21 protein-coding genes are annotated in these 26,048 nt (G+C 68.2%); 5 read left to right on the top strand and 16 right to left on the bottom strand.

Annotated elements, in window-relative coordinates; all coding sequences use genetic code 11:
• Positions 1–3 precede the first annotated feature (3 nt).
• Together C995_RS0109715 and C995_RS0109710 are read left to right on the top strand one after the other, a co-directional pair.
• Positions 4–1,653 (top strand): PAS domain-containing sensor histidine kinase, encoded by a 1,650-nt coding sequence (locus C995_RS0109715; protein WP_018864752.1) that lies wholly within the window; start codon positions 4–6, stop codon positions 1,651–1,653.
• On the top strand, positions 1,650–3,074 hold the full coding sequence (locus C995_RS0109710; protein WP_018864751.1) for a sigma-54 dependent transcriptional regulator: 1,425 nt from the start codon (positions 1,650–1,652) through the stop codon (positions 3,072–3,074). The genes C995_RS0109715 and C995_RS0109710 overlap by 4 nt, the downstream gene beginning before the upstream one ends.
• Positions 3,075–3,084: 10 nt before the next feature.
• Here C995_RS0109710 and C995_RS0109705 read toward each other — a convergent pair whose 3' ends face one another.
• The 8 genes from C995_RS0109705 to leuS form a co-directional block, all read right to left on the bottom strand.
• Positions 3,085–3,681 carry a nucleoside triphosphate pyrophosphatase gene (locus C995_RS0109705; protein ID WP_018864750.1) on the bottom strand — a complete coding sequence of 199 codons (597 nt, stop codon included), beginning with the start codon at positions 3,679–3,681 and terminating at the stop codon, positions 3,085–3,087.
• Positions 3,678–4,148, bottom strand: a complete 471-nt coding sequence (gene rlmH / locus C995_RS0109700; protein ID WP_018174539.1) for a 23S rRNA (pseudouridine(1915)-N(3))-methyltransferase RlmH — start codon at positions 4,146–4,148, stop codon at positions 3,678–3,680. The genes C995_RS0109705 and rlmH overlap by 4 nt, the downstream gene beginning before the upstream one ends.
• A gap of 15 nt (positions 4,149–4,163) precedes the next feature.
• Positions 4,164–4,556: a ribosome silencing factor gene (gene rsfS, locus C995_RS0109695; protein WP_018864749.1), complete on the bottom strand. Its 393-nt coding sequence runs from the start codon at positions 4,554–4,556 to the stop codon at positions 4,164–4,166.
• 7 nt (positions 4,557–4,563) lie between these two features.
• A complete protein-coding gene (nadD, locus tag C995_RS0109690; RefSeq protein WP_018864748.1) occupies positions 4,564–5,214 on the bottom strand; it encodes a nicotinate-nucleotide adenylyltransferase in 651 nt (216 codons plus the stop codon).
• Between the two features lie 69 nt (positions 5,215–5,283).
• The gene (locus C995_RS0109685; protein WP_018864747.1) at positions 5,284–6,588 is read right to left on the bottom strand and encodes a glutamate-5-semialdehyde dehydrogenase; all 1,305 of its coding nucleotides are present in this window, start codon (positions 6,586–6,588) and stop codon (positions 5,284–5,286) included.
• A 4-nt stretch (positions 6,589–6,592) separates the two neighbouring features.
• Positions 6,593–7,630: a DNA polymerase III subunit delta gene (gene holA / locus C995_RS0109680; RefSeq protein ID WP_018864746.1), complete on the bottom strand. Its 1,038-nt coding sequence runs from the start codon at positions 7,628–7,630 to the stop codon at positions 6,593–6,595.
• A gap of 278 nt (positions 7,631–7,908) precedes the next feature.
• On the bottom strand, positions 7,909–8,466 hold the full coding sequence (gene lptE / locus C995_RS0109675) for an LPS assembly lipoprotein LptE (protein ID WP_018864745.1): 558 nt from the start codon (positions 8,464–8,466) through the stop codon (positions 7,909–7,911).
• On the bottom strand, positions 8,463–11,054 hold the full coding sequence (leuS, locus tag C995_RS0109670) for a leucine--tRNA ligase (protein ID WP_018864744.1): 2,592 nt from the start codon (positions 11,052–11,054) through the stop codon (positions 8,463–8,465). Before leuS ends, lptE begins: the two co-directional genes overlap by 4 nt.
• A 209-nt stretch (positions 11,055–11,263) precedes the next feature.
• On the opposite strand from leuS, the gene C995_RS0109665 reads away from it, so the two are divergent.
• Complete coding sequence (locus tag C995_RS0109665; RefSeq protein WP_018864743.1) at positions 11,264–12,118, top strand: DUF2189 domain-containing protein; 855 nt, start codon at positions 11,264–11,266, stop codon at positions 12,116–12,118.
• 86 nt (positions 12,119–12,204) lie between these two features.
• Here C995_RS0109665 and C995_RS0109660 read toward each other — a convergent pair whose 3' ends face one another.
• Complete coding sequence (locus C995_RS0109660) at positions 12,205–14,619, bottom strand: Lon protease family protein (RefSeq protein ID WP_018864742.1); 2,415 nt, start codon at positions 14,617–14,619, stop codon at positions 12,205–12,207.
• Between the two features lie 195 nt (positions 14,620–14,814).
• Here C995_RS0109660 and C995_RS0109655 point away from each other — a divergent pair, with 195 nt between their 5' ends.
• The gene (locus C995_RS0109655; RefSeq protein WP_018864741.1) at positions 14,815–15,378 is read left to right on the top strand and encodes a zinc ribbon-containing protein; all 564 of its coding nucleotides are present in this window, start codon (positions 14,815–14,817) and stop codon (positions 15,376–15,378) included.
• Positions 15,379–15,425: 47 nt separating this feature from the next.
• Here C995_RS0109655 and lnt read toward each other — a convergent pair whose 3' ends face one another.
• From lnt to C995_RS0109620, 7 genes are all read right to left on the bottom strand, one after another.
• Complete coding sequence (lnt, locus tag C995_RS0109650; RefSeq protein ID WP_018864740.1) at positions 15,426–16,928, bottom strand: apolipoprotein N-acyltransferase; 1,503 nt, start codon at positions 16,926–16,928, stop codon at positions 15,426–15,428.
• The gene (locus C995_RS0109645) at positions 16,928–17,860 is read right to left on the bottom strand and encodes an HlyC/CorC family transporter (RefSeq protein WP_018864739.1); all 933 of its coding nucleotides are present in this window, start codon (positions 17,858–17,860) and stop codon (positions 16,928–16,930) included. The genes lnt and C995_RS0109645 overlap by 1 nt, the downstream gene beginning before the upstream one ends.
• Complete coding sequence (gene ybeY, locus C995_RS0109640; RefSeq protein WP_018864738.1) at positions 17,853–18,368, bottom strand: rRNA maturation RNase YbeY; 516 nt, start codon at positions 18,366–18,368, stop codon at positions 17,853–17,855. The genes C995_RS0109645 and ybeY overlap by 8 nt, the downstream gene beginning before the upstream one ends.
• Positions 18,355–19,350 carry a PhoH family protein gene (locus C995_RS0109635; protein WP_018864737.1) on the bottom strand — a complete coding sequence of 332 codons (996 nt, stop codon included), beginning with the start codon at positions 19,348–19,350 and terminating at the stop codon, positions 18,355–18,357. Before C995_RS0109635 ends, ybeY begins: the two co-directional genes overlap by 14 nt.
• A gap of 3 nt (positions 19,351–19,353) precedes the next feature.
• Positions 19,354–20,706 carry a tRNA (N6-isopentenyl adenosine(37)-C2)-methylthiotransferase MiaB gene (gene miaB / locus C995_RS0109630; protein ID WP_018864736.1) on the bottom strand — a complete coding sequence of 451 codons (1,353 nt, stop codon included), beginning with the start codon at positions 20,704–20,706 and terminating at the stop codon, positions 19,354–19,356.
• Positions 20,707–20,742: 36 nt separating this feature from the next.
• The gene (ssb, locus tag C995_RS0109625) at positions 20,743–21,225 is read right to left on the bottom strand and encodes a single-stranded DNA-binding protein (protein ID WP_012983503.1); all 483 of its coding nucleotides are present in this window, start codon (positions 21,223–21,225) and stop codon (positions 20,743–20,745) included.
• A 399-nt stretch (positions 21,226–21,624) separates the two neighbouring features.
• Positions 21,625–23,013, bottom strand: coding sequence for an MFS transporter (locus tag C995_RS0109620; protein ID WP_018864735.1), 1,389 nt, complete (start codon positions 23,011–23,013; stop codon positions 21,625–21,627).
• A gap of 170 nt (positions 23,014–23,183) precedes the next feature.
• Here C995_RS0109620 and uvrA point away from each other — a divergent pair, with 170 nt between their 5' ends.
• A complete protein-coding gene (gene uvrA, locus C995_RS0109615) occupies positions 23,184–26,033 on the top strand; it encodes an excinuclease ABC subunit UvrA (RefSeq protein WP_018864734.1) in 2,850 nt (949 codons plus the stop codon).
• Positions 26,034–26,048: the final 15 nt, after the last annotated feature.

Here is a 26,048-nt window from a genome sequence, read left to right as displayed (position 1 = left end):
TTCATGGGGGAGCCCATCGCGCTTGATGCCGACACGCGCCGCTCGGCCTGGCTGTTCGCACTCTATCGAGTCTTTGTCGCCAGCGTCCTGCTGATCCTGGGACTAATCCCCGACGGTCCGGTGGGGCTGCACGCCGCGGCCCCGGAGATGTATCCGGCAGTCGCCGGCGGCTATCTGGTCTTTGCGCTGTTTGTCGCGGCGATGACCTGGCACCCGACCCGCGATCCTGCCACGACCAGCCTGGCGACCCTGGCGCTGCTGGGCGGGATTGGCGACACGATCAGCCTGGTCGCGCTGGTCCTGGTCGCCGGTGGTGTAGGCACCGGCATCGGCCTGTTGCTGATCCCCGCGGTGGTGGCCGCCACCCTGCTCTCCGGCGGACGCCTGAGCCTGTCGCTGGCGGCCGTGGCCACCCTGGGCCTGCTCACAGCCGAAGCAGCCGCGATTGTCCTGCTGGGCCAGGATGGCTCGGGCCTGACACAGGCCGGGCTGCTCGGTGCCACGCTCTTTGCCGCCGGGCTGCTGGCGCGGCACGTCGCACGCCGCGCGGGGGCGACCCGCGCCCAGGTCGAGCGTCAGGAAGAGGACCTTGCCAGTCTCGCCGAGCTCAACGCCCAGATCATCGCGCGCATGAGCGCCGGGGTCATCGCGGTCGACCCGGATGGCGAGATCCGCTCGATCAACGAGGCCGCCCGCCGCCTGCTCCCGCCCCGTCCCGGCCGCCAGCTCGCCGCGATCTCGCCCTCGCTGGCCCGGCTGGTCGAGCAATGGCAAAAGGCCGGGATGCGCACGGACACGCAACAGCTGCCGGGGGATCGTGACCAGCCCGCCCTGCAGGTCCGCCTGACTCCTCTGGGCGAGCGCGGGACGCTGCTGATCCTCGAGGATCTCGCGGAGATCCAGCGCCAGGCGCAGGCCAGCAAGCTGCAGGCGCTGGGTCGGCTGACCGCGAGCATCGCGCACGAGATCCGCAACCCGCTGGGTGCGATCAGTCACAGCGCCCAGCTGCTCGCCGAATCGCCCCAGCTGACCCGACCCGACCAGCGCCTGCTGACCATCATCAACAAGCAGAGCAAACGCGTGAACGAGCTGATCTCCAACGTGCTGAGCCTGTCGCGGCGCGATACCGGGCAACGCGAGCGTCTGAACCTGCAGGAGTTTCTCGACCGCTTCGTCGACGAATTCTGCGGCGCGATGCAGATCCCTCGCGTCGCGCTGCACGCCAGGGTCGAGCCGCATGACTCCGAGGTGCTGTTCGACCCGTCGCAGTTGAACCAGGTCCTGTGGAACCTGTGCACCAATGCCCGCGTGCACGGCGGGCACGACCAGCCGGGCGCACCGCCGATCGTGCTGCGTGGCGGGGCCGGGCAGGTCGCCCGTGTTGTCAGCCTCGACGTGCTCGACGCGGGTCCCGGCATTCCGCCGGACCAGCGTTCCGACCTGTTCGAACCGTTCGTCTCGGGCAGCAACGGGGGCTCCGGGCTGGGCCTGTACATCTCGCGCATGTTGTGCGAGAACAACGGGGCAACCCTGGAATACGTCAGCACACCCACCGGCGGGTGCTTCCGCATCCTGTTCGCTCCAACCGAGGCCGGCGCGGACAAAGGCAGCACGGAAGCATCGTCGACGGAGCCCGCGAGGGAACGCGCATGAGCATTCGCCACGTCCTGGTCGTGGACGACGAACCGGACATCTGCGAACTCCTCGAGATCACCCTCTCCCGCATGGGGATCGAGGCCACCACAACCGAACGCCTGAACGGGGCGCGCGAACTGCTCGCCCAGCAGGATTTCGACCTCTGCCTGACCGACATGCGCCTGCCGGATGGCGACGGGCTGGATCTGGTGCGCCACATCCAGGGCCAGCGCCCGGACCTGCCTGTGGCCGTGATCACCGCCCACGGGAGCGTGGACACCGCCGTCCAGGCCCTGAAGCTGGGCGCATTCGACTTTGTCAGCAAGCCGGTGGACCTGCAGCAGCTGCGCGAGCTGATCGACACCGCACTGCGAATGGAACCCGCTCCTGACCTGCCCGGGACACTGAATGCCGGCACGGTCCTGGAGGCCGATACCACCCGCACCGACAGCCCCTTGCTCGGACAGGCACCACCGATGCAGACCCTGCGCACGACGATCCAGAAACTGGCGCGCAGCCAGGCGCCGGTGTTCATCCGTGGCGAGTCCGGCTCCGGCAAGGAGTTGGTGGCACGCGAGATCCATCGCCTGGGGCCGCGCAGCGATCGCCCGTTCGTGCCGGTCAATTGCGGGGCGATCCCCGGCGAGTTGATGGAGAGCGAGTTCTTCGGCCACCGCAAGGGGGCCTTCACCGGGGCCACGCAGGATCACACCGGGCTGTTCCAGGCCGCCAGCGGCGGGACGCTGTTTCTCGACGAGGTCGCCGACCTGCCACTGCCCATGCAGGTCAAGCTGCTGCGCGCAATCCAGGAGCGCGCGATCAAGCCCGTGGGGGGCACGCGCGAGATCCCGGTGGACGTGCGCCTGCTGTCGGCCACGCACCACAACCTGGAGCGCGCGGTGGCCGAGGGGCGCTTCCGTCAGGATCTCTACTACCGCCTGAACGTGATCGAACTGAAGGTCCCCGCCCTGCGGGAACGACGCGAGGACATCCCGGCGCTGGCCCAGTCCGTGCTGGCCCGGATCAGCGAGCAGTGGAGTACCGAACCGCTGGACCTGGCGCCGGACGCCCTGGAGGTCCTGGCTCGGCATCCGTTCCCGGGGAACGTGCGCGAGCTAGAGAACATCCTCGAGCGCGCCGCCACGCTCAGCGAGGGCCCGACGATCCACGCCGACAGTATCGACCTGCCCCGTTCCGCACACGGCGAGCCCGCGTCATCGGCCGAGGCCCCTGGCTTTGTGCCACCCCCGCCCCTGCGCAAGGAACCGGCCGGCCCGGCGGACGACGTTGCCCTGGACCAGCGCCTGGCCGAGCAGGAACGCCAGGCCATTGCCACGGCGCTGCAGCAGACCGGCGGCAACCGCACGGCGGCGGCACGCCTGCTCGGGCTCAGCTTTCGCCAGCTGCGCTATCGACTCAAGAAGCTTGGGATCGAGTGAGAGGGACGTATCAGGCGCGGCGCAGCGGCGGGTCGGGGATCTCCGCCAGCCACTGCTCCAGTTCGAACAGCGGAAGCCCGACCACGTTGGTATAGGAACCGGCGATCCATTCGACAAAGGCGGCACCACGCCCCTGGATCGCATAGGCCCCGGCCTTGCCGCGCGGCTCGCCCGTCGCCCAGTAGTGCTCGATGTCGGATGACGTCAGCGGCCGTATGCGTACGCGGGTCGTCACGGTGCGCGCCCGCATGGATTCACCAGGCCGGCCCAGCGCCATCCCGGACACCACCCGGTGCTCCCCGCCGGAAAGACGCTGCAGCATGGCCGCGGCATCGGCGAAATCCGCGGGCTTTCCCAGGGCCTCGTCATCCACGACCACCACGGTATCCGCCGCCAGCACCCACTGCCCCGGGATGCCGCGCTCGAGGGCCGCCTCCGCCTTGGCGATGGCAAGGCGCTCGACCAGCGCCTCCGGTGACTCGCCCGGGCGCGGCGTCTCGTCCACGTCCATCGGGGCCACCTCGAAGGCGAGCTGGATCTGCTCCAGCAGTTCGCGGCGGCGCGGGGAGGCGGAGGCCAGCAGCAGCGGATGCGACACGGACGTCACGCGCGATGATAGGGGTGGTTGTTCAGCAGCGACCAGGCGCGGTAGAGCTGCTCGGCGACCAGCACCCGCACCAGCATGTGCGGGAAGGTCAGCGGCGACAGCGACCAGGCCCATTCCGCACGGGCGCGCACGGCCTCATCCAGCCCCGCGGCCCCGCCGATCACCAGCGCGACATCGCGTCCGTCCTGCTGCCAGTCGGCCAGGCGCCGCGCGACGCCCTTGGTGTCCACGCCCTTGCCGCGCTCGTCCAGCAGGATCACGCGGGCGCCCTCGGGGATGGCCTTCAGCAGGATCTCGCCCTCGCGTCGCAGCAGCGTGGCCGTATCCATGGACTTGGCCCCGGAGGGGCCGGCCAGGGCCTGCAGGTTCAGGTTCAACTCGCGCGGGAGACGACCGGCATATTCATCGAAACCGGCTGCCACCCAATCGGGCATGCGCTTGCCGATCGCGATCAGGTCCAGGCGCATGGCGGCGCGCGGCGGTCAGCCGCGCAGGCGGCGGACGCGCTCCAGGCTGGGGTCTTCCGGGGCGGCCTTTTCGGTATCCGCGGCCTCCTCGGCCAGCCAGAGCTTTTCCAGGTTGTAGAAGTCGCGGGTCTCCGGGAGCATCACGTGGACGATCACGTCGTTCAGGTCCACCAGCACCCACTCCTGGCTCTCCTGGCCCTCGACCCCCAGCGGCTGGATGCCGGCCTTCTTCGCCTCGAGCGCGACCGATTCGGCGGCCGACTGCACATGCCGCCCGGAGGTCCCGGAGGCGATCACCATGAAGTCGGCCAGTGTAGTCTTGCCACGCACATCGAGGGTGCGGATGTTCTGCGCCTTGATGTCTTCCAGCGCGGTGGTCACGAGTTCAAGCAGTTGTTCGCTGTTCATCTGTCGATCAGGTTCCGTGATGTCGGTTGGCCCCGGCCCGGTACAGGCCGTGGTCCTGAATGTAGCGGTTGACGGCCCCGGGCAGCAGGAAGCGCGGGCTGCGCCCGGCAAGCAGCTCGTCGCGGATGGCCGTGGCGGAGATATCGAGCTGGGTCACCGGCTGGAAGTACACCCGGCCCGCCGGGCTGGAGCGCAACGCGGCCGGATCATGGGTGGCCGCGTTGCCCAGCCACCCGCCCAGTTCCTGCGAGGCGGGACTGCCCGGGCGGTGCGAGACCACGATATGCGCCAGCTCGAACAGCTGTTCCCAGCGGTTCCACGACGGCAGACCGGCGAAGGCGTCCATGCCCATGATCAGCACCAGCGGGGCCTCCGGCCCCAGTTCCTCGCGAAAGCTCAGCAGGGTATCGACCGTGTAGGAGGGCCCTTCGCGGTCCAGCTCGCGGCGGTCGGCCACGAAGCCGGGCACATCGCGGATCGCCCGCTCCACCATCGCCAGACGGTCATCGCTGCCGGTGCCCGGGCTCGCGCGGTGCGGCGGCACGTGGCAGGGGATGAAATGCACCCGCTCCAGGCCCAGGTGCTGCTGGATCTCCAGGGCCGGGCGCAGGTGGCCGAAGTGGATCGGGTCGAAGGTGCCGCCGAGAATCCCGATCACGCGGGCATCGCCCCAGGGAGACGCTGATTCCATCGCGCGCAGCAGATCAGCCCCAAACCCGGCAGCCCCCTAGCCACGCACATGACCGTCGCCGAACACCACATACTTGAGGGTGGTCAGGCCATGCAGGCCCACCGGGCCGCGGGCGTGCAGCTTGTCGGTGGAGATGCCGATCTCCGCGCCCAGGCCGTATTCGAAGCCATCGGCGAAGCGGGTGGAGGCGTTCACCATCACCGAGCTGGAGTCCACCGCGCGCAGGAAGCGCCGGGCCCGGGTGTAGTCCTCGGTCACGATGCTGTCGGTATGGTGCGAGCCATAGGTATTGATGTGGTCGATCGCCGCGTCCAGGTCGTCGACCACGCGGATCGCGAGGATCGGTCCCAGATACTCGGCCACCCAGTCGTCCTCGCTAGCCTCGGCGATATCCGCCCCGCGGTCAGCGAGGATGGCACGGGTGCGCGCACAGCCGCGCAGGCTCACCTGGTGTTCGCCCAGGGCGGCCGCCAGGCGCGGCAGGAAGGCCTCGGCCCGGTCCGCGTGCACCAGCAGGGTCTCCATGGTGTTGCAGGTGCCGTAGCGCTGGGTCTTGGCGTTCACCGCCACGGCCAGCGCCTTATCGAGATCGGCCCCGCCATCCACATAGACATGGCAGACGCCGTCCAGGTGCTTGATCACCGGGATCTGCGACTCGTTGCTGACCCGCTCGATCAGGCCCTTGCCGCCGCGCGGGACGATCACGTCCACGTACTGCGGCATGCGCAGCAGCGCCCCCACCGCCGCGCGGTCGGTGGTCGGCACCACCTGCACCGCCTCGCGCGGCAGCCCGGCCTGCTCGAGCCCGGCCTGGATGATCGCGGCCAGGGCCTGATTGGAGTGCAAGGCCTCGGAGCCGCCGCGCAGGATCGCGGCGTTGCCGGACTTCAGGCACAGGGCGGCGGCGTCGATGGTCACGTTCGGGCGCGACTCGTAGATGATGCCGATCACGCCCAGCGGCACGCGCATCTGGCCCACCTGGATGCCGCTCGGCTGGTAGGCCATGTCGGTGATGGTGCCCACGGGATCGGGCAACCCCGCCACCTGGCGACAGCCCTCGATCATGGTGTCGATGCGCGCGTCGGTCAGCGCCAGGCGATCCAGCATCGCGGCGTCCAGGCCGCGCTCGCGACCGGCCTCCAGATCGCGGCTGTTGGCCTCCGCCAGCTCCGCACGGCGCGCGGCGATGCCCTCGGCGATCGCGAGCAGAGCCGCGTTCTTCGCGCCCGGCTCGGCCTCGGCCATGCGCCGCGAGGCCACGCGCGCGGCACGGCCCAGCGCCTCGACCTGGGCGATCACGTCGGCGGCAGCGGATTCGGTCGGGTGTACGGCAGCGTTCATGCAATCAGACTCGTTCGGTGTTCAGTGCGGGCAATGGCCGGGACAACCGGCGGCCCGCCATACGGGCCACCAAGTCTAGCAACCCCTGCCGGGCGTTGCCGTTTTCCTGACCCTTGATGACGCGATCCACGCGCGCGGCCTCGCCCAGCAACCCGCGCGCCGCCGGCAGGCTCAGCCGCGACATCGCCTGGCGCAGGGCCTTCTGGCCGTCCCCGAAGCTGCCCTGAAAGGCCTCGCGATCCGATGCCCCGGCCGCCTTGCGCTCCATCGCCTGTACCAGCAACCGGCATTCGCGCGCCAGCGCCCAGAGGATCAGGGGCTCCGGCTGCCCCTCGTCCAGCAGGCCCTCCAGCATGCGCAGGGCATGGCGGGCATCGCCGCGCAGTGCGGTCGGCGCCAGTGAAAAAAGCTCGAAGCGTGCGGCGTCGGTGGTGGCCTCCGCCAGCACGGCCTCGTCGATCTCGGTCACGCCCGCCAGGGCCAGCTTCTCGATCTCCTGGCGCGCGGCCAGCAGATTGCCCTCGATGCGCGAGACCAGCAGCGCCAGCGCCGGGTCGGTGATCGTCAGGCCGTGGCGCTGCAGGCGGGCGCGGACCCACAGACCCAGCTGGGATGGCGGGATCGGGCGCGCGTGCAGTACCACCGCGCGGTTCTCCAGCGCCTTGAACCAGGCCGCCCGGCGCATGTCCCGATCCGGCCGCGGGAGCTGCACCAGCAGCACGAGGTCGTCCTGGGGCTCGGCCGCATAGGCCTTCAGGTGATCGCCGCCCACCTTGCCCGGCTTGCCGGTGGCCAGGCGCAGGTCCAGCACGCTGCGCTCGGCGAACAGGGACCGGTCACGGATTGCGGACTCGAACGGCGCCCAGTCGGCCTGCGCGGTCATATCCAGCACGGTCCGTTCCAGATAGCCCTGATCGCGGGCCGCCGCGCGGATCGCATCGGCCGCCTCGATCGCCTGCAGCGGCTCCTCGGCCAGCAGCAGGTAGATCGGCGCCACGCCGCGCGCCAGATCCTGTTCCAGGCGGGCGAGATCCTGGGCCATCAGTCGGTGGGTTCTCCGGCTAAGGGAACACTGATCCATGTACACGCTCGCGCTCGAGTCGCTTTTGCGTGCGAACAAGGCGCGGTGACTGCCGTGCAGTCATTCTGCACAAGGGAACCGCAACGCCGTGCGCGCGCAAAAGCGGCCGAGCCCCTTCGGGGTTGGTGCCCCAGGTTCCCCGATCCTGCGTTGCGCCGCTTGCGGGTAGAACCACTACCCGCTGCACGACGCGCCTTGTCTCGGAAAACCTGGGGTACCAACGCGAGTGTGTACATGGATCAGTGTTCCCTTGACGGTTCTTCGTCCTCGAACTCGACGTCCTCGCGCAACTGCCCGTCGGGGCCGATCACCGCCTCGATGCGGCGCTGCAGCTGGCTGACGATATCCCGGTTCATCGCCTCGCGCAGGGTCTCCTCGCGCTCGGAACGGCTGAGCACCGCCGAGCCGTCGAACAGGTAGATCCGGCTCGCGTGCAGCGTGCCCAGATCCACGGCCTCGCCGTCCACCGGGCGCAGGCGCACCTCCACCGACCGGATCAGTTCGTACTCCGCGACCCGCGCCGCGTCGGTCACCGACAGCGTGCGCCGGCGGTCGCGCACGGAACGCACATCCAGGGTCGCGCCCTGCCCCTCGGGGCGCTGATCGACAACCTCGACCCCGGCCGAGCCGAAGGCCACCGCCAGCTCGCGGTACAGGGAATCACGCGGGTTCACACCGGTGATATGCACCGGGGCCAGGGCCTCCGGCCAGTCCATGCTGCCGCGCAGCTGGAAGCCGCAGGCGGCCACGGAGACCGCCAGCCACACCACCAGCCCTGCGCGCAGCAGCGCGCTCATTGCGGCTTGACCACGAAGTTCACCAAGCGCCCGGGCACCACGATCACCTTCACCACGTTCTGCCCCTCGATGTGCCGCTGCACGTTCTCGTCACCCCGCGCGGTGGCCTCGATCGCGTCGCGGTCGGCACCGGCCGGGACCGCGATCTCGGCGCGGCGCTTGCCGTTCACCTGCACCGCCAGGGTCTCCTGCGCGGCCTGGCGCGCGGCCTCGTCGACCGTCGGCCAGGCGGTGGTCGCGACCAGCTCGTCATGGCCCAGCGCGCGCCACAGGGTCTCAGTCACATGCGGGATGATCGGCGCCAGCATGCGCACGATGCCCTCCAGGGCCTCCTGGCGCACGGCCGCGGCCTGCGCACCATCTTTCGGGAATTTTCCGAGATCGTTCAGCAGCTCCATGTTCGCGGCCACGGCCGTGTTGAAGGTCTGGCGCCGGCCGATGTCGTCGGTGACCTTGGCGATGGTGTCGTGCAGCTTGCGCCGCAGCTCGCGCCCGGCGTCGTCCAGCGCGTCCACGTCCAGCGTACCCGGGGCATCGCCGTTCACGTGCTCGTGCACCGCCCGCCACAGGCGCTTGATGAAGCGCTGCGCGCCCTCGACGCCGGAGTCGGACCACTCCAGCGACAGGTCCGGCGGTGCGGCGAACATGGTGAACAGCCGCGCGGTATCGGCGCCGAAGCGCTCGATCAGCGCCTGCGGGTCCACGCCGTTGTTCTTCGACTTGGACATCTTCTCCATGCCGCCCACGACGACCGGCTGGCCGTCCTCGCGGTGGCGTGCGGCCTTCACCGAACCGTCCTCCGCGCGTTCCAGCTCGACATCGGCCGGGTTGATCCAGTCCTTCCCGCCGTCACCGCGCTCGCGGTAGAAGGTCGGCGCGATCACCATCCCCTGGGTCAGCAGCCGGGTGAATGGCTCGTCGGAGGCCACCAGGCCCTCGTCACGCAGCAGCTTGTGGAAGAAGCGCGCGTACAGCAGATGCAGCACCGCATGCTCGATGCCGCCGACGTACTGGTCCACCGGCAGCCAGTGGTCGGCACGCGGGTCCAGCATCGCGGTGTCGTTGTCCGCGCAGGCGTAGCGGGCGAAGTACCAGCTGGATTCGAAGAAGGTATCGAAGGTATCGGTTTCGCGCCGCGCCGGCTTGCCGCATTCCGGGCAGGTCGCCTCGAAGAACTCCGGCATGCGCGCCAGCGGCGAACCGGCCCCATCCGGGATCACGTCCTCCGGCAGGCGCACCGGCAGGTCGGCTTCCGGCACCGGCACCGCACCGCAGTCGTCGCAATGGATCACCGGGATCGGGCAGCCCCAGTAACGCTGGCGCGAGATGCCCCAGTCGCGCAGGCGGTAGTTGCGCCGGCGCCGACCAAGCCCGGCCTGCTCCAGGTGTTCGGCGATCGCGCCCTTGGCCGCCTCGGAGGCCTGCCCGTCGAAGTCGCCCGAGTTCACCAGCACGCCAGGGTCTGTGAACGCGGCCCGCTGCACGTCGCACTCGGCACCGTCGGCCGGGGCGATCACCTGCCGGATCGGCAGCCCGTATTGCGTGGCAAACTCGTGGTCGCGTTCGTCGTGTGCCGGCACGGCCATCACCGCGCCGGTGCCGTATTCCATCAGCACGAAGTTGGCGACCCAGACCGGGACCTCCGCACCGGTCAGCGGATGGCGGGCGGTAAAGCCCAGCGACCGGCCCTTCTTCTCCATGGTCGCCAGATCGGCCTCGGCCACCCCACCCTGCGCGCAGTCGGCGACGAACGCGGCCAGTTCGGCATCATGTTGCGCCAGGGCCTGCACCCGCGGGTGTTCCGGGGCCAGCGCCATGTAGGAGACGCCGAACAGGGTGTCCGGGCGCGTGGTATAGACGGTCAGTGGCTCGCCGCCATCCACCGCGAACTCCAGCTCCACGCCCTCGGAACGCCCGATCCAGTTGCGCTGCATGGTGCGCACCTGGTCCGGCCAGCCATCCAGCCCGTCCAGGGCGTCCAGCAGCTCGTCGGCGTAGTCGGTGATGCGCAGGAACCACTGCGGCATCTCGCGGCGTTCGACCAGCGCGCCGGAGCGCCAGCCACGGCCCTCGATCACCTGCTCGTTGGCGAGCACGGTCTGATCCACCGGATCCCAGTTCACGGTCGCCTTCTTGCGATAGACCAGGCCCTTCTTCAGCAGGCGCACGAACAGCCACTGCTCCCAGCGGTAGTAGTCGGCATCGCAGGTCGCAAACTCGCGCGACCAGTCGTAGGCGAAGCCCAGGCGCTTGAGCTGGGTGCGCATCTGCTCGATGTTCTGGCGCGTCCAGGCGGCCGGTGGGACGTGGTTCTGCATCGCCGCGTTCTCCGCCGGCAGGCCGAAGGCGTCCCAGCCCATCGGCTGAAGGACGCTCCGGCCCTGCATGCGCTGGAAACGGGCGATCACGTCACCGATGGTGTAGTTGCGCACATGCCCCATGTGCAGCTTGCCCGAGGGGTAGGGGAACATGGACAGGCAGTAGAACGGCTCGCCGGGGGCGTCCTCGCGCGCGCGGAAGCAGTCGGCCTCCTCCCACTGGCGCTGTACCTGCGCCTCGATCACCTCCGGGGAATACTGCTCCTGCATGCGCCTCACCTGTGCCTTTATCGCGGGAAACAAAGAACTGCGCAGAATACCAGCCGCTCCCACCCCCTCCAAGCGACGGGTCAGAACCGGGAGACCCCGAAAACCAGACCGGTTTTTCGGAACAGCCTTCAAAAATTTTCCGGAACCACTGCGCAATTCCACTGGCCGAAACAGTGAGTCCACGAGAAAAGTTCCAAGGAGCTGAGGACATGAGCAAGGAAAAGGACGAAATCCCCGTTGTGAGGCGCGCCTACCCCGAGGATCTGGGGGAGCTTGCAGAAGAACACACACCGGAAACCGAGGGCCCTGCCATCCGCACAGTGGAACCCGACCATCTCGGGACCTGGCTGGGCAAAGGCTGGCGCGATCTCTGGAACACCCCCGTCGCCCTGATACATGGCCTGGTGATCGCCATCGCGGGTCTCGTAGTACTCGGCTTGTCGTGGAACCAGCCCTGGATGGCCTTCTCCTTCCTGGCCGGTTTTCTGTTCCTGGGGCCGGTGTTTGCCGTCGGCGTGAACTACCTGGCGCTCGAGCGTGAACAAGGCCGCTCGACAGGTGTGGGCCTGGGCTGGGTCACCCACCTCGGGGGCTCGGTCTGGGTATTTGCCCTGCTCCTGGCGCTGATCTTCGTCATCTGGTCCAGCTTTGTCTGGATGTGGATCGGCGTACTGAATATCGGCGCGCTAGGGGTAACCGGGCAGCTGCACCACATGGTGGCGGCAATGCTGACCACCGGCTCCGGGATCATCTCCCTGATTGGGGTGATCGTCGCCGCGATCGTGTTCGGGCTGCTGGCGTTCGTGCTGAGCCTCGTGACACTTCCCGCCATGATTGACTACCGGGCCCGCGAGGAGACCCCGCAGGCCACGCTGTTTGACGCGATCGGCGTGAGTCTGAAGGCCTTCAACCATAATCGGGGCACGCTGATTTTGTGGGGCCTGATCATCACCGCGCTATTCGTGGTGTCGGTGGCGACCGCCCTGCTGGCCTTGATCGTGATCTTCCCGTGGCTCGGCTTCGCCATGTGGCATGGCTACCGGGACTTGGTCGAGACCCCCTAGGGAAACACCCGTTAACGGCTGGTCCGCCTTCGGGGCGGACCAGACCTCAGGGGAAACTCTGCCTGGGTCGCAGCGGACACCAACACTCAGGCGTCCCTTTCGGAGGGGCTGTCCGGTCCCGCATCGGCCTGGTCATCGCGGTACCGGCGCCGGTGACTCAAGCGCGCGAACTCCGCCAGGCGATCGGCGACCATCCGGTTGAAGCTGCCTTCGGGGAACCCGCCACCCGGTGCCCGTTCGCCCGCCGTCATGCCGCTCAGGAGTTCAATGGCCTCGTCCACCGTGGCGACAGGGTAGACATGGAATCGCCCGTCGGTGATCGCGTCGCGCACATCGCGTCGCAGCATCAGATGTTCGACATTGCTACCCGGCAGCAGCACGCCGTGACCATCAAGTGCGCCCGCCTCGCGACAGACGTCGAAGAAGCCCTCGATCTTTTCGTTGACCCCACCAACAGCCTGAACCTCGCCATGCTGGTTGAGCGAACCGGTGACCGCCAGCGACTGGCGCAGCGGGATACGCGCAATCGCGGACAGCAGCGCACAAGTCTCGGCCACCGAGGCGGAGTCCCCCTCGATGTCGCCATAGGACTGCTCGAACGCCAGACTGGCGGACAGTGACAGCTCGCTGTCCTCGGCATAGTGGCTGGCAATGAAGCGGGACAGGATCATCACCGCCTTGCTGTGCACCGGTCCGCCCAGTTTCGCCTCGCGTTCGATATCGACCACCTGCCCCTTGCCCGACCGCGCAGTGGCGGTAATCCGGATCGGTCGTCCGAAGGTCGCATCGCCGAGCTGCAACAGCGAGAGGCCATTGACCTGGGCAATCTGCGCCCCGCGTGTCGCGATCAGGACCACCCCGCGCCGGATCTGCTCCAGACTGCGGCGCTGGAGCCGGGCCCCGCGCTCCTGGCGTTCCCGGATGGCCTGTTCGACCTGCACAACATCCACGATATCCGCGTCAATCTGTCCGGCCCAGTAGTCGGCCTCCAGCAGCAGATCACGCAGGGTGCGGTCATGCGCCGAGAGCTTGCGCTGATCGCCGGCCAGACGGCTGGCATGCTCGATCACGCGAGCCACGGCTGCACGATTCAGCGGCCTCAGTTCGGCACGACGCGCCATGGTAGCCAGCATGCGCGCGTACAGCGCATGGGTGTCAGCCCCGCGGTCCAGGTCGTCCTCGAAGTCGGCCTCGACCTTGAACAGCTCCAGGAAGTCCGGGTCGAACGCGGACAGCAGGTAATAGAGCAGGCGATCACCGATCAGAACCACTTTCGGCATCACCGGGATCGGCTCCGGCTCCAGCCCCACCGTGCTCACCAGTCCGAACAGGCGTTCCAGCGACTCGATGCGCACCTCGCCAGAAAACAGCACTCGCTTGAGGCTCTCCCAGGCCAGTGGCTGGGTCAGCACACGCCGGGCGTCCAGGATCAGGTACCCCCCACTGGCCCGGTGCAGGGCGCCGGCACGCACCAGCGAGAAGTCCGTGAACAGAGCCCCTTCGTGCATCTGATGCTCAATCAGGCCGGTCAGGTGCTGATGATTCGGCAGGTCCTCGTAGATCACCGGAGCGCCCCGTGTGGCGGCATGATCCACCAGCAGGTTGATGCGAAAGCGTTCCAGCAGTCCTTCGGGGGGTGCATGGCCACGGCCGCGGCGAAATGCCTCCGCGTGCCGGACTACATCGTCCAGGATCGCTTCCAGGTGTTCGACCACGGCCGGCAGATCCGACCACCGCTCCTTCAGTTCGTGGATCGGGCCACCCAGCGTCCACTGCAACATTTCGGCGTTCAGCGCCCGGATCTTTTCCTGCAACTCCTTGCGCAAGCGGGGGATCTGGCGCAGCGCCTGGCGAAGCTTCTCCTGCAGTTCCTCGACCTTGGCGTCGATGCGGTCGCGTTCCTCCTCGGACAGAGCATCGTATTCGTCTGGCTTGAGCATCTCCCCGTCACGCATCGGCGCGAACGAGAAGGTGTTCGGCGCACTGATCAGCGCGATATCGTGCGCCTCGGCCTCTTCCTGCACCTTGCGCACGCCCTCGGTCTGCTCCTCTTCCGAGGCGTCCTTCAATTCCTGCAGGCGCCGCTGGTACTCCTCGCTCTCGAAGGCGGCCGGGATACTGCTGTGCAGGTCGTCGATCAGACGATCCAGATCGGCCTGCAGAGTCTGGCCCTCGCCGGCCGCCAGCCGCATGGCTCGCGGACGCTCCGGGCAGGCAAAGTTGAACACATAACCCCAGTCCGGCGGCACAGGCTCGTCGGCCGCGCGCCCTTCCAGAAAGCGCCGTACCAGCTCGTGCCGTCCGCTGCCCGCTGGCCCCAGCACGAACAGGTTGAAACCGTTGCCACGCATCGACGCACCGAATTCCAGCGTGTGCAGCAACCGTTCCTGGCCACAGGGCAGCTCCAGTGCCTCCAGCGTCTCGGTGGTCTCGAACTCCAGATGCTCCGGAGGGCACCGGTGATAGACCTGCTCCGCGGTCAGGGGTGCGGGTCGCGTCATGATCGTCTCCCTTGTCGTCAGCCCCTACCTTGCAGCAGTTCCGAGTCGCTATGCACCCCCTCGTTTGCCCGGACCCGGCCAATTCGCTTTCGCGACTCTGGCTTGGTCCGGGCATCGTGCTACCTTGGGCGCATCAGCGTCCGACACGTCCCCGAACGGGACCCCAGTCACCTATCGGCCAGCGAGGAACAGCGCATGAGCGACAAGCCCAGTGGTACGCCCCCGGAGCATGATCAGGAACGCGAACATCGCCTGAGCAGCGCTTACCAGCGCATGCTGCACGAGGTCACCGAAGACCTGGAAAAACTGGAGGAGAAGACCAGCAAGGCGATAACCGAGTCGCTCGAGAACGCCCGCGATCGCGTGCAGAAGGCTCGCAACCTGACCCGCGAAGAGGCCCACGAAGTGATGGACTACCTGCGCCGCGACCTGCAGGACCTGGGGGCCTATCTGGACAGCCGCAGCGAGGACTGGCGCGGCTGGCTGCGGATCGACCTCGGCCTGATCGAGGCCAGCATCCTCAGCGCACTGGAACGCATCGCGGATCGCACCCGGATCGAGATCACGGAATTGACCGCCCGCGCCCAGGTGATGGGCGAATGGCACACCGGCGAGATCACCGGCCCCGGCGAGCTGCTGTGCAAGAAATGCGGCCATGCGCTGCACATGACCAAGGTCGCGCGCATTCCGCCCTGCTCCAATTGCCACAACACGACCTTCCGCCGTGGCCCGGGCGCCAGCGAGACCGCAGAGGCCTAGGAGCCGATCAGTCCCGGGTCCGACAGGCTCCTAGTCCAGCGGAAACGTCAAAGCGACTGTGACCGGGTACGGCGGCGCCCCACCGCCGCACCCAGCACCACCAGGACCAGCGCGGCCAGCACGGCCGGGCCCTCGCCCAGCGCGGCGGCCGGGGTCAGCCCGGTGCGCGGCTCCAGGGTCCCGCGGACCACCTCGCGGGTAAACAGTCCCGAACGCTCCAGAATGCGGCCATCGGCATCGATCAGCGCCGAGATGCCGGTGTTGGTCGAGCGCACCATCGGGCGCCCGGTCTCCACCGCGCGAACCCGGGCGATCTGCAGGTGCTGGGCCGGGGCCAGACTGTCGCCGAACCAGGCGTCATTGGAGACGTTGACCAGGAATCCGGCCTCCGGCAGGGCTGCGCGGATGTGACGGGCATAGGCGGACTCGTAGCAGATACTGACCCCGGCGGTCGTCCCGGCCATCTCCATGCGGCCATCACCCGTACCCGGAGAGAGATCCGACATCGGGATCTGCAGCAGCCGGTCCAGCCAGGCCAGGCGGTCGCGCAGCGGGATGTACTCGCCAAAGGGCACCAGCTGGCGCTTGTTGTAGCCCGCGCCACTGCCGACATGCACCACCGAATTGAAGACATCCCGCCCCTCGGCCTCGTAGTCGAAGATGCCGACCACCAGCTCGCCACCGGCGTCGGCCAGCTCGCTCGCAATGCCTTCCAGGGGGTCATGCACCTCGGTGTAGAACGCCGGGATCGCGGTCTCCGGCCAGACGATCAGGGCGTCCCCGACGGCCTCGCGGGTCAACCCCCGATAGATGTCGAGCGAATGCTCGATGCCGTCCGGGGCCCACTTGCGGGCCTGGTCGATGTTGCCCTGTACCATCGCCACCGGGATCTCCTCCCCGGTGGGGTCCACCCAGCGCACGAGCCCCAGTGCCAGCGATGCGATCACCACCGCAACGGCGAGCCCCGCGCCCACCCAACGCTGCCCGGCCAGGAACACGCTGACCACGGCCACCGCGAGCAACGCGACCATCAGACCGGCGCCCAGCTCCCCGGCCAGTGGCAGCCAGCCCTGCAGCGGGGTGTCCAGCACCGTATGCCCGAACAGCAGCCAGGGGAAGCCCGAGAACAGCCAGGAGCGGGCCAGCTCCACCAGCACCACGCCCCCGGCCAGGGCCAGCAGTCCGGCTGGTTGCGCCAGCGGCAGAAAGCGCGCAGCGAGCCCCGCGAGCAGGGCCGGATAAAGGGCCATCACCAGCACGAAGAGCACGGTAATGACCGAGGCCACGATCAGGGGCGCCTCCCCGAACACCAGCAGGCTGTTGAAGATCCAGCTAACCCCGGTCCCGAAGAACCCGAGCCCGAAGGCATAGCCGGTAAATGCGGCCTGCCGCGCCGGGGCGCCAATCAGGAGCCCGAACCAGACGGCCAGGCCCAGGGGCGCGGCCAGAAACCAGCCCACCGGGGCAAAGGCGAGGGTCGCCCCCGCCCCTGCGACCAGGGCCAGCAACGCGATGGCCCAGGTGGGCAGACGCTCGGCCAGTGGCTGCATCAGGCCCCCTTGTGCTCGCCACCGTCGGCCGGCTGGCCCTCGAAGGTCTGGCCGGGGTCATCCGTGGCCGGGGCCACGTCGGGTCCCGGCCGGCGCATCTCCAGCAGATGCAGACGGCGGTTGTCCGCGCGGAGCACGCGAAAGCGCATGCCGTCGATCACGATCTGCTCGCCGCGGCGCGGCACATGGCCAAAGTGCGACAGCACCAGTCCGCCAATGGTGTCGAAGTCGTCCTCGCTGTAAGCGGTCTGGAAGTAGGCGTTGAACTCCTCCATCGGCGTCAGCGCCTTGATGGTGTAGCGCCCGCCGGGGTGCTGCATGATCTGGGTCAGGTAGTCCTCGACATCGTGCTCGTCCTCGATCTCGCCGACGATCTGCTCCAGCACGTCCTCGATGGTCACCAGCCCGGCCACGCCACCGTATTCGTCCACCACGATGGCCATGTGGTTGCGGCTCAGGCGGAATTCCTTCAGCAGCACGTTCAGGCGCTTGCTCTCCGGCACGAACACCGCCGGGCGCAGGATCTCCTGCATGTCGAAGGCGGCATCGTCGGGCTCGCCGAAAAAGCGCAGCAGGTCCTTGGCCAGCAGCACACCGACGACCTCGTCGCGGTGGTCCCCGACCACCGGCAGGCGCGAGTGCGCGGAGGCCACCACGTCGGGCAGGAACTCGGACAGGCGCGCGTCGCGGCGGACGACCTCCATCTGGGCACGCGGGATCATGATGTCGCGCACCTGCATGTCGGCCACGTTGAGCACGCCCTCGAGCATGGTCAGGGCCTCGGGGTCGACCAGCTCGCGACCGTGCGCGTCGCGCAGCGTCTCGATCAGTTCGGGGCGGGTGGCCGGATCGCGGCGCGGCCACAGGCGCGTCTTCGCGCGTTCCAGCCAGCGCCGCCAGGCAGGTTGCTCGTCGGGTACGGGTTCAGGCATCGGGGACGGTTCCGGTGGAGGGCGCGTTCGAGTCACGGGCCGGAGAGCCGGTCTGATAGGGGTCCGGATAGCCTAACCCGGCCAGGATCGAGCGCTCAACGGCCTCCATCGCCCCGGCCTCGCCGGGTTCCTGGTGATCCATGCCCTGCAGATGCAGCAGGCCATGCACCACCATGTGACTGTAATGGGCCCGCAGGGACTTGCCCTGCTCGGCCGCCTCGCGCGCCAGCACCGGCGCACAGAGCACGATATCGCCGAGATAGAGCGGCTCGCCCGCCGCCATCGCGGGCAGGTCGGGGGCAGGGAAGGACAGCACGTTGGTCGCGTAGTCACGCCCGCGAAACCCCCGGTTCAGCTCCAGGCCCTCGTCGGCATCCACCACGCGCAGGGTTACACCGGCCCGACCGGCCCCGCGCCATGCGGCGCGCGCGGCCCGATGCAGGGTGCCCGCGGACGGGAGCCCCCGGCGCGGCAGGGCATACTGGACCACGACCTCAAGCGTCGCCATCGCCCCGGGATCCGCCCTCCTGTGCCGCGCCATCCTCGTGTGCGTCGTAGGCCTCGACGATGCGCTGCACCAGCGGGTGGCGCACCACATCACCGGCCTGGAAACGCGTAATGCTCACACCGTCCACGCCCTGCAGGATCTGCATTGCGTGCTTCAGGCCCGAGCGCTGGCCGCGCGGCAGATCCACCTGGGTGATATCGCCGTTGACGACCGCCGTGGAACCAAAGCCGATCCGCGTGAGGAACATCTTCATCTGCTCGACGGTGGTGTTCTGTGCCTCGTCAAGGATGATGAAGGCCTCGTTCAGCGTGCGCCCGCGCATGTAGGCCAGTGGGGCGACCTCGATCACCTGGCGCTCCATCAGGCGCGCGGTCTGGTCGAAGCCCATCAGCTCGTACAGGGCGTCGTACATCGGGCGCAGGTAGGGGTCGATCTTCTGCGCGAGATCGCCAGGCAGGAACCCCAGGCGCTCGCCCGCCTCCACCGCCGGCCGCACCAGCACCAGACGCTGCACGCGGTCCTGCTCCAAGGCCGCGACGGCGGCGGCCACCGCAAGAAAGGTCTTGCCGGTCCCGGCGGGGCCGATCCCGAAGCTCAGGTCGTACTGCTGGATCGAGGCCAGATAGCCGCTCTGGCGCGGACCGCGGCCCCGGATCACCGCACGCTTCAGGCGCAGGGCGGGATCGGCGGCGGCCGGCTCGGCCTCCGCCAGCCCCTCCATGTGTGCGGTCTGCAGCGCGGTGTGCACCTGCTCCAGGCTGACCGGTTCCTCCTGCGCCATACGGTGGAGGTCGTGGATCAGCGCGCCGGCGGCCCGCACCGCGTTCTTTGGCCCGGTCAGATTGAAGCGCGGCCCGCGGTTGTGCACGGCCACGCCCAGGCGCGACTCGATCAGGCGCAGATGGGCATCCAGCGGACCGGACAGACGCGCGAGCGTCTCCTGATCCCCCGGCTCCAGGGTGAAATCCAGGCGGTTACTCATCAATCAGGCGCCGACGGCGGCGGACATCGCCCGCTCCACCGCGCGGCCGCGCAGGGAATGCGCCAAGGCCTCGGTGATCTCGACCGGAATCATCTGCCCGATCAGGCCGGGATCGCCCGCAAAGTTCACGATGCGGTTGTTCGCCGTGCGTCCGGCCAGTTCGCCGGGATTGCGCTTGGCCGGGCCCTCGACCAGGACCGGCTCGATGTTGCCGACCATCGCCTGATTGCGTTCGCGCCCGTGCTGTTCGATCAGGGCCTGCAACTCGGCCAGGCGGGCCTTCTTGGTGGCCAGCGGCACGTCGTCCGGCAGCGCGGCCGCCGGCGTACCCGGGCGGGCGCTGTAGATGAAGCTGAAGGAGAAGTCGAAGTGCAGCTCCTCGATCAGCTTCATGGTCGCCGCGTGGTCGGCATCCGTCTCGCCGGGGAAACCAACAATGAAGTCGGAGGACAGGTCCAGGTCCGGACGCGCCTCGCGCAGGCGGCGGATCTTGGACTTGTATTCCAGGATCGTGTGGCCACGCTTCATCTGCGCCAGGATGCGGTCGGAACCGCTCTGCACCGGCAGGTGCAGGTGGCTGACCAGCTTCGGCTCGTCGGCATAGGCCTGAATCAGCGAATCGGAGAACTCCACCGGGTGCGACGTGGTGAAGCGGATGCGCTCGATACCGTCCACTGCGGCGACGTAGTGGATCAGCAGCGCGAGGTCGGCGGTATCACCGTCCTCCATCGGCCCGCGATAGGCATTCACGTTCTGCCCCAGCAGGTTGATCTCCTTGACCCCCTGCCCGGCCAACGCCACGACCTCGGCGATCACGTCGTCGAACGGCCGGCTGATCTCGTCACCCCGGGTGTAGGGCACCACGCAGAAGCTGCAGTACTTGGAACAGCCCTCCATCACCGAGACGAACGCAGTCGGGCCATCGGCCTTCGGCTCGGGCAGGCGGTCGAACTTCTCGATCTCGGGGAAGGAGATGTCAACCACCGGGGCGCGCTCGCGGCGCACCGACTGGATCATCGCCGGCAGGCGGTGCAGGGTCTGCGGGCCGAACACCAGATCCACGTACGGGGCCCGGGCCCGCAGGGCATCGCCCTCCTGGCTGGCGACACAGCCGCCAACCCCGATGATCACCTCGGGCCGGCGCTCCTTAATCTGCCGCCAGCGCCCCAGCAGCGAGAACACCTTCTCCTGCGCCTTCTCGCGGATGGAGCAGGTATTCATCAGCAGGACGTCGGCCTGCTCGGGGTCATCGGTACGCTCCGCCCCGTGCAGCTCGCGCAGGGCGTCGAGCATGCGGTCGGAGTCGTACTCGTTCATCTGACACCCGTGTGTCTGGATGTAGACCTTGCGGATCATGCGTTCGTACTTGTGTTGGTGGACGTCAGGTACTTCTCAAAACGGGACGTCGTCGTCATCGAAGGCGCCGCCGGAGACCGGGGCGCTGCTGCGGTTGCCGCCCTGCTGGCCACCACCGCCGTAGGAACTGCCGCCGCCATAGCCCGGATCCTGGTCGAACCCGCCGCCACCGCCGCTGCCCCCGCGGCCGCCGATCAGCTGCATGTCGTTGGCCACGATCTCGGTGCTGTAGCGGTCATTGCCGGACTGGTCCTGCCACTTGCGGGTCTGGATCTTGCCCTCGATATAAACCTGCGAGCCCTTGGACAGGTACTGCGCGGCGATATCGGCCAGACGCCCGAACATCACCACGCGGTGCCATTCGGTGTTCTCGCGCTTCTCGCCGGAGTTCTTGTCGGTCCACTGCTCCGAGGTGGCCAGACGCAGATTGGTCACGGTAACCCCGTTGGGGGTCTCGCGCTTTTCCGGGTCGGCCCCGAGATTACCGAGCAGGATGACTTTGTTGACGCCACGGGCCATGGGAACTCCTTGTGTCTGGCGCCTTGTGCAGGGCGCGGGAAACGAACCGTTAAGGAAACACTGATCAATGTACACACTCGCGTTGGTACCCCAGGTTTTCCGAGACAAGGCGCGCCGTGCAGCGGGTAGTGGTTCTACCCGCAAGCGGCGCAACGCAGGATCGGGGAACCTGGGGTGCCAACCCCAAGGGGCTCGGCCGCCCGTTTTTGATAACAACGGGCGCGGGAACGGCGTTGCGGCTCCCTTGTGCAGAATGACTGCACGGCAGTCACCGCGCCTTGTTCGCACGCAAAAGCGACTCGAGCGCGTACATTGGTCAGTGTTTCCTTAATTGTAGCAGGGCGCCCGCGAGCCGGCAGCGCCCATGTGCGGTTTTGTGCTCCACCCGAGCGGAGTAGCTCAATCCCCGCGCGCAGCCACCACAGCGGGGGGCTGCGCCAGCCAGGCCACCAGATCCTCCGTATCCGGCCCGCCAGGGTCGACCTTGACGTACAGCGAGCGCACATCGGGCGACAGCGCCACCTCCACAATGCCCGGCCAACCGGCCAGCGCGTAGCGCAGTTCGGCCTCGCGACCGGCCCAGTGAGCGGGAACCGCCAGCACACGGTTCGAGCGGTAGCGCGGCTGCATGTGCCAAGCGGCCGCAAACCAGATCAGCAACAGCGGCACAGCCGCAAGAAAGACACCGGCCGGCCCCGCCAGAGTCAGGACACCACCCCCGAGCAGCCCCCCGGCGAATATGCCCAGAAACTGGGCCGTCGCAAATCCTCCCATGGCCGTGCCCTTGTGCGCGACGGGCGCCTCCCGAGCGACCAGCGACGGCAGAGCGGCCTCCAGCAGGTTGAAGGCGGCGAAAAACGCCACCATCAGGGCCACAATGAACACCATCCCCATGCCGTTGAAGAGCACCAGCGCCAGCAGGAGCTGGACCAGCACGAGCAGGGCGATCGCGCCGCGCATCACCGCATGCACACGCCGGCGGCGCTCGCCCAGAATGATCCCCGGCAGCATCAGGGCAAAGCCCGCCAGAAGCACCGGGACATAAAAGCGCCAGTGCTCGGCGCCTCCCAGGCCCAGATGTTCGACCAGTAGCAGCGGGATCACGAGGAAATTGGCCGCGAGCACCAGATGCAGCACGAAGATACCGAGATTCAGGCGCAGCAACTCCGGTTCGCGCAGCACCCATGGCAGCGCGGACCAGATGGGGACCATGTCCGGGTGCTGCCGCACGCGCTCCGGATTGGGTACCCAGAACAGCAGGATCACGATCGCGAGCACTCCGAGCAGCGCGGACAGGCCGAAGACCCCGCTCAACCCGGCCGCTCGATCGACCACCGGCCCCAGCGCCATCGAGGCGGTAAAGGTCACCCCGATGGTCAGGCCAATGGCCGCGAGTGCACGCATGCGCCGTTCCTCGCCGACCAGGTCGGCGGTCAGCGCCAGGATCACCGCGGCCACCGCCCCGGCGCCCTGCAGGGCGCGACCCAGGATCACCCCGTGTACAGTCTCCGCCAGAGCCGCAACCAGGCTCCCGAGCACGAAAAGCGCGAGCCCGCCGAGGATCAGGGGCTTGCGCCCCAGCCGGTCGGACAACAGACCAAACGGGATCTGCAGCAGCGCCTGGGTCAGCCCGTAGATCCCCAGCGCCAGCCCCATCAAGAACGGCGTGGCGCCCGCGAGCGTGTCCAGGTGCAGCATGAACACCGGCAGCACCATGAACAGACCGGCCATGCGCGCGCCATAGATGGCCGCGAGACCGGAGGTTGCGCGCAGCTCGCGGGGCGTCATGCCGGTGAAATCCGAAGGGAAGGACGGGCTGTCATGCGTGCCGAGTTTACCGGTAACAATGCCACGGAAACCATGGCGGCGGTCGCCGGGGTGTTACCATGAGCGGTTTGCGCCCCACAGCCGTCTGGCGGGCGCCCATCGCCCAAACAGGTTAGAGCCAATACCGATCCATGGACAGCATCAGCATCCGCGGGGCCCGCACCCACAACCTGAAGAACATCGATCTCGACCTGCCGCGCGACCGGCTGATCGTGATCACCGGCGTGTCCGGTTCCGGCAAGTCCTCGCTGGCCTTCGACACCCTGTTTGCCGAGGGGCAGCGCCGTTACGTGGAGAGCCTGTCCACCTATGCCCGGCAGTTCCTGTCGATGATGGAAAAGCCGGACGTGGACCAGATCGAGGGCCTGTCGCCGGCGATCTCCATCGAGCAGAAAAGCACCTCGCACAACCCGCGCTCCACGGTTGGCACCATCACCGAAATTTACGACTACCTGCGCCTGCTGTTCGCCCGTGCCGGCGAGCCGCGCTGCCCGGAACACGGCGAGACCCTGGCCGCCCAGACCATCTCGCAGATGGTGGACCAGGTGCTGGATCTGCCCGAGGGCGAAAAGGTGATGCTGCTGGCCCCGATCGTGCGCGGACGCAAGGGCGAGCACCACAAGCTGCTGGAGTCCATGCGCGCCCAGGGCTACCTGCGCGCCCGCATCAACGGCGAGATCCACGACCTCGACGCCCTCCCCGCGCTGGATCCCAAGCGCAAGCACAACATCGAGATCGTGATCGACCGCTTCAAGGTCCGCGAGGACCTGCGCCAGCGCCTGGCCGAGTCCTTCGAGACCGCGACCGAACTGGCGGACGGGCTAGCACTGATCGCCTGGATGGATGAGCCCAAGCGCGAGCCAATGATCTTTTCCGCGCGCTATGCCTGCCCCGTCTGCGGCTATGCGCTGCGCGAGCTGGAACCCCGGCTGTTCTCGTTCAACAACCCGGCCGGCGCCTGCCCCACCTGCGATGGGCTCGGCGTGCGCCAGTACTTCGACCCGGAGCGGGTGGTCTCGCAACCCGAACTGAGTCTGGCCGGCGGGGCAGTGCGTGGCTGGGACCGACGCAATGCCTGGTACTTCAGCCTGCTGAACAGCCTGGCCCGGCATTACGGCTTTGACGTCGAAACCGCCTGGCAGGAGCTGCCGGCCGAGGTCCGGGCCGTGGTGTTGCACGGCTCCGGCAAGGAGAAGGTCAAGCTGTCGACGCCAGCCGCGAATGGCCGCCTGCGCACCGACGAGCGCGTGTTCGAGGGGGTCATTCCGAACCTGGAGCGGCGCTACCGCGAGACCGACTCCGCTGCGGTACGCGAGGAGCTGGGGCGCTATCTGGCCGAACAGGCCTGCCCCGAGTGCCACGGCACACGCCTGAATTCCGCAGCACGACATGTATTCATCAGCGACCTGACACTGCCCGAGGTCACGCACATGAGCGTGGCCGACGCACGGGCCTTCTTCGCCGAGCTGCGCCTGCCGGGACGCTTCGCCCAGATCGCGGAGAAGATCGTGCGCGAGATCGGCGCGCGCCTGGGATTCCTGAACGATGTCGGGCTCGACTATCTGACCCTCGACCGTTCCGCCGACACGCTGTCCGGTGGCGAGGCCCAGCGCATCCGGCTGGCGTCACAGATCGGGTCCGCCCTGGTCGGGGTGATGTACATCCTCGACGAACCTTCGATCGGGCTGCACCAGCGCGACAACGAGCGCCTGCTCAACACCCTGTGCCACCTGCGCGACCTCGGCAACACCGTGATGGTGGTCGAGCACGACGAAGACGCGATTCGCGCGGCCGATCATGTCGTCGACATCGGTCCCGGTGCGGGCCGCCACGGCGGCCGAATCGTGGCCGCCGGCACCCCGGACGAGGTGGCCCGTAACCCGGATTCCCTGACTGGGGCCTACCTCAACGGCACGCGGGCCATTGCGGTGCCGGAACAACGCATTGCGCCGGACCCCGAGCGCGAGATCCGCGTGATCGGCGCGCACGGCAACAACCTCAAGGGCGGCGAGTTCGCGTTCCCGACGGGCCTGCTGACCTGCGTCACCGGGGTCTCCGGCTCCGGCAAGTCCACGCTGGTCAACAATACGCTGTACCCGGCCGTCGCCGTCGCGCTGCATGGTGGTCGCCATACGGTCGCGCCGCACGAGCGCATTGAAGGCCTCGAGTTGATCGACAAGGTCGTCGACATCGACCAGAGCCCGATCGGGCGTACCCCGCGCTCCAACCCGGCGACCTACACCGGGCTCTTCACCCCGATCCGCGAGCTGTTTGCCGCCACGGCCGAGTCCCGCTCGCGTGGCTACAAGCCCGGGCGCTTTTCGTTCAACGTGCGCGGTGGGCGCTGCGAGGCCTGTCAGGGCGATGGCGTCATCAAGGTCGAGATGCACTTCCTCCCGGATGTGTTTGTCCCCTGCGACGTCTGCAAGGGCAAGCGCTACAACCGCGAGACCCTGGAGGTCCGCTACAAGGGCAAGAGCATCCACGAGGTGCTGGATATGACCGTCGAGGAAGCCCTCGAGTTCTTCCAGCCGGTCCCCGTGATCCATCGCAAGCTCGAGATGCTGATGGAGGTCGGGCTGTCCTACATCCAGCTCGGCCAGAACGCCACCACCCTGTCCGGGGGCGAGGCCCAGCGCATCAAGCTGGCCCGAGAGCTGTCCAAGCGCGATACCGGCCGCACGCTGTACATCCTCGACGAGCCGACCACCGGCCTGCACTTCGAGGACATCGCCCAGCTACTGCGGGTCCTCCACCGCCTGCGCGACCACGGCAATACCATTGTCGTGATCGAGCACAACCTCGACGTGATCAAGACCGCCGACTGGCTGATCGACATCGGACCCGAGGGCGGCAGTGGCGGCGGCGAGCTGCTCGTTGCGGGTACGCCGGAGACGGTCGCCGCCACCCCGCGCAGCCACACGGGGCGCTTTCTTGCGCCGTTGCTGCGCCGCTCTCAGGGCAGGGTCGCCTCGGCCTGAGGCAATCCGCTGCCT

Source organism: Thioalkalivibrio sp. ARh3, assembly GCF_000377265.1.
Classification (GTDB): domain Bacteria; phylum Pseudomonadota; class Gammaproteobacteria; order Ectothiorhodospirales; family Ectothiorhodospiraceae; genus Thioalkalivibrio; species Thioalkalivibrio thiocyanoxidans.
The sequence above is the reverse complement of the archived record's forward strand: the minus strand, read 5'-3'. Positions and strand labels throughout refer to the sequence as shown.

Coding starts and splice junctions, on each gene's coding strand:
- lptE (WP_018864745.1), bottom strand. CDS start 8,466: ATGAGCGCGCTGCTGCGCGCAGGGCTGGTGGTGTGGCTGGCGGTCTCC.
- C995_RS0109685 (WP_018864747.1), bottom strand. CDS start 6,588: ATGAACGCTGCCGTACACCCGACCGAATCCGCTGCCGCCGACGTGATC.
- C995_RS0109635 (WP_018864737.1), bottom strand. CDS start 19,350: ATGAGTAACCGCCTGGATTTCACCCTGGAGCCGGGGGATCAGGAGACG.
- C995_RS0109665 (WP_018864743.1), top strand. CDS start 11,264: ATGAGCAAGGAAAAGGACGAAATCCCCGTTGTGAGGCGCGCCTACCCC.
- uvrA (WP_018864734.1), top strand. CDS start 23,184: ATGGACAGCATCAGCATCCGCGGGGCCCGCACCCACAACCTGAAGAAC.
- ssb (WP_012983503.1), bottom strand. CDS start 21,225: ATGGCCCGTGGCGTCAACAAAGTCATCCTGCTCGGTAATCTCGGGGCC.
- lnt (WP_018864740.1), bottom strand. CDS start 16,928: ATGCAGCCACTGGCCGAGCGTCTGCCCACCTGGGCCATCGCGTTGCTG.
- C995_RS0109620 (WP_018864735.1), bottom strand. CDS start 23,013: ATGACGCCCCGCGAGCTGCGCGCAACCTCCGGTCTCGCGGCCATCTAT.
- ybeY (WP_018864738.1), bottom strand. CDS start 18,368: ATGGCGACGCTTGAGGTCGTGGTCCAGTATGCCCTGCCGCGCCGGGGG.
- holA (WP_018864746.1), bottom strand. CDS start 7,630: ATGGCCCAGGATCTCGCCCGCCTGGAACAGGATCTGGCGCGCGGCGTG.
- C995_RS0109715 (WP_018864752.1), top strand. CDS start 4: ATGGGGGAGCCCATCGCGCTTGATGCCGACACGCGCCGCTCGGCCTGG.
- C995_RS0109655 (WP_018864741.1), top strand. CDS start 14,815: ATGAGCGACAAGCCCAGTGGTACGCCCCCGGAGCATGATCAGGAACGC.
- rsfS (WP_018864749.1), bottom strand. CDS start 4,556: ATGAACAGCGAACAACTGCTTGAACTCGTGACCACCGCGCTGGAAGAC.
- miaB (WP_018864736.1), bottom strand. CDS start 20,706: ATGATCCGCAAGGTCTACATCCAGACACACGGGTGTCAGATGAACGAG.
- leuS (WP_018864744.1), bottom strand. CDS start 11,054: ATGCAGGAGCAGTATTCCCCGGAGGTGATCGAGGCGCAGGTACAGCGC.
- C995_RS0109645 (WP_018864739.1), bottom strand. CDS start 17,860: ATGCCTGAACCCGTACCCGACGAGCAACCTGCCTGGCGGCGCTGGCTG.
- C995_RS0109660 (WP_018864742.1), bottom strand. CDS start 14,619: ATGACGCGACCCGCACCCCTGACCGCGGAGCAGGTCTATCACCGGTGC.
- C995_RS0109710 (WP_018864751.1), top strand. CDS start 1,650: ATGAGCATTCGCCACGTCCTGGTCGTGGACGACGAACCGGACATCTGC.
- rlmH (WP_018174539.1), bottom strand. CDS start 4,148: ATGCGCCTGGACCTGATCGCGATCGGCAAGCGCATGCCCGATTGGGTG.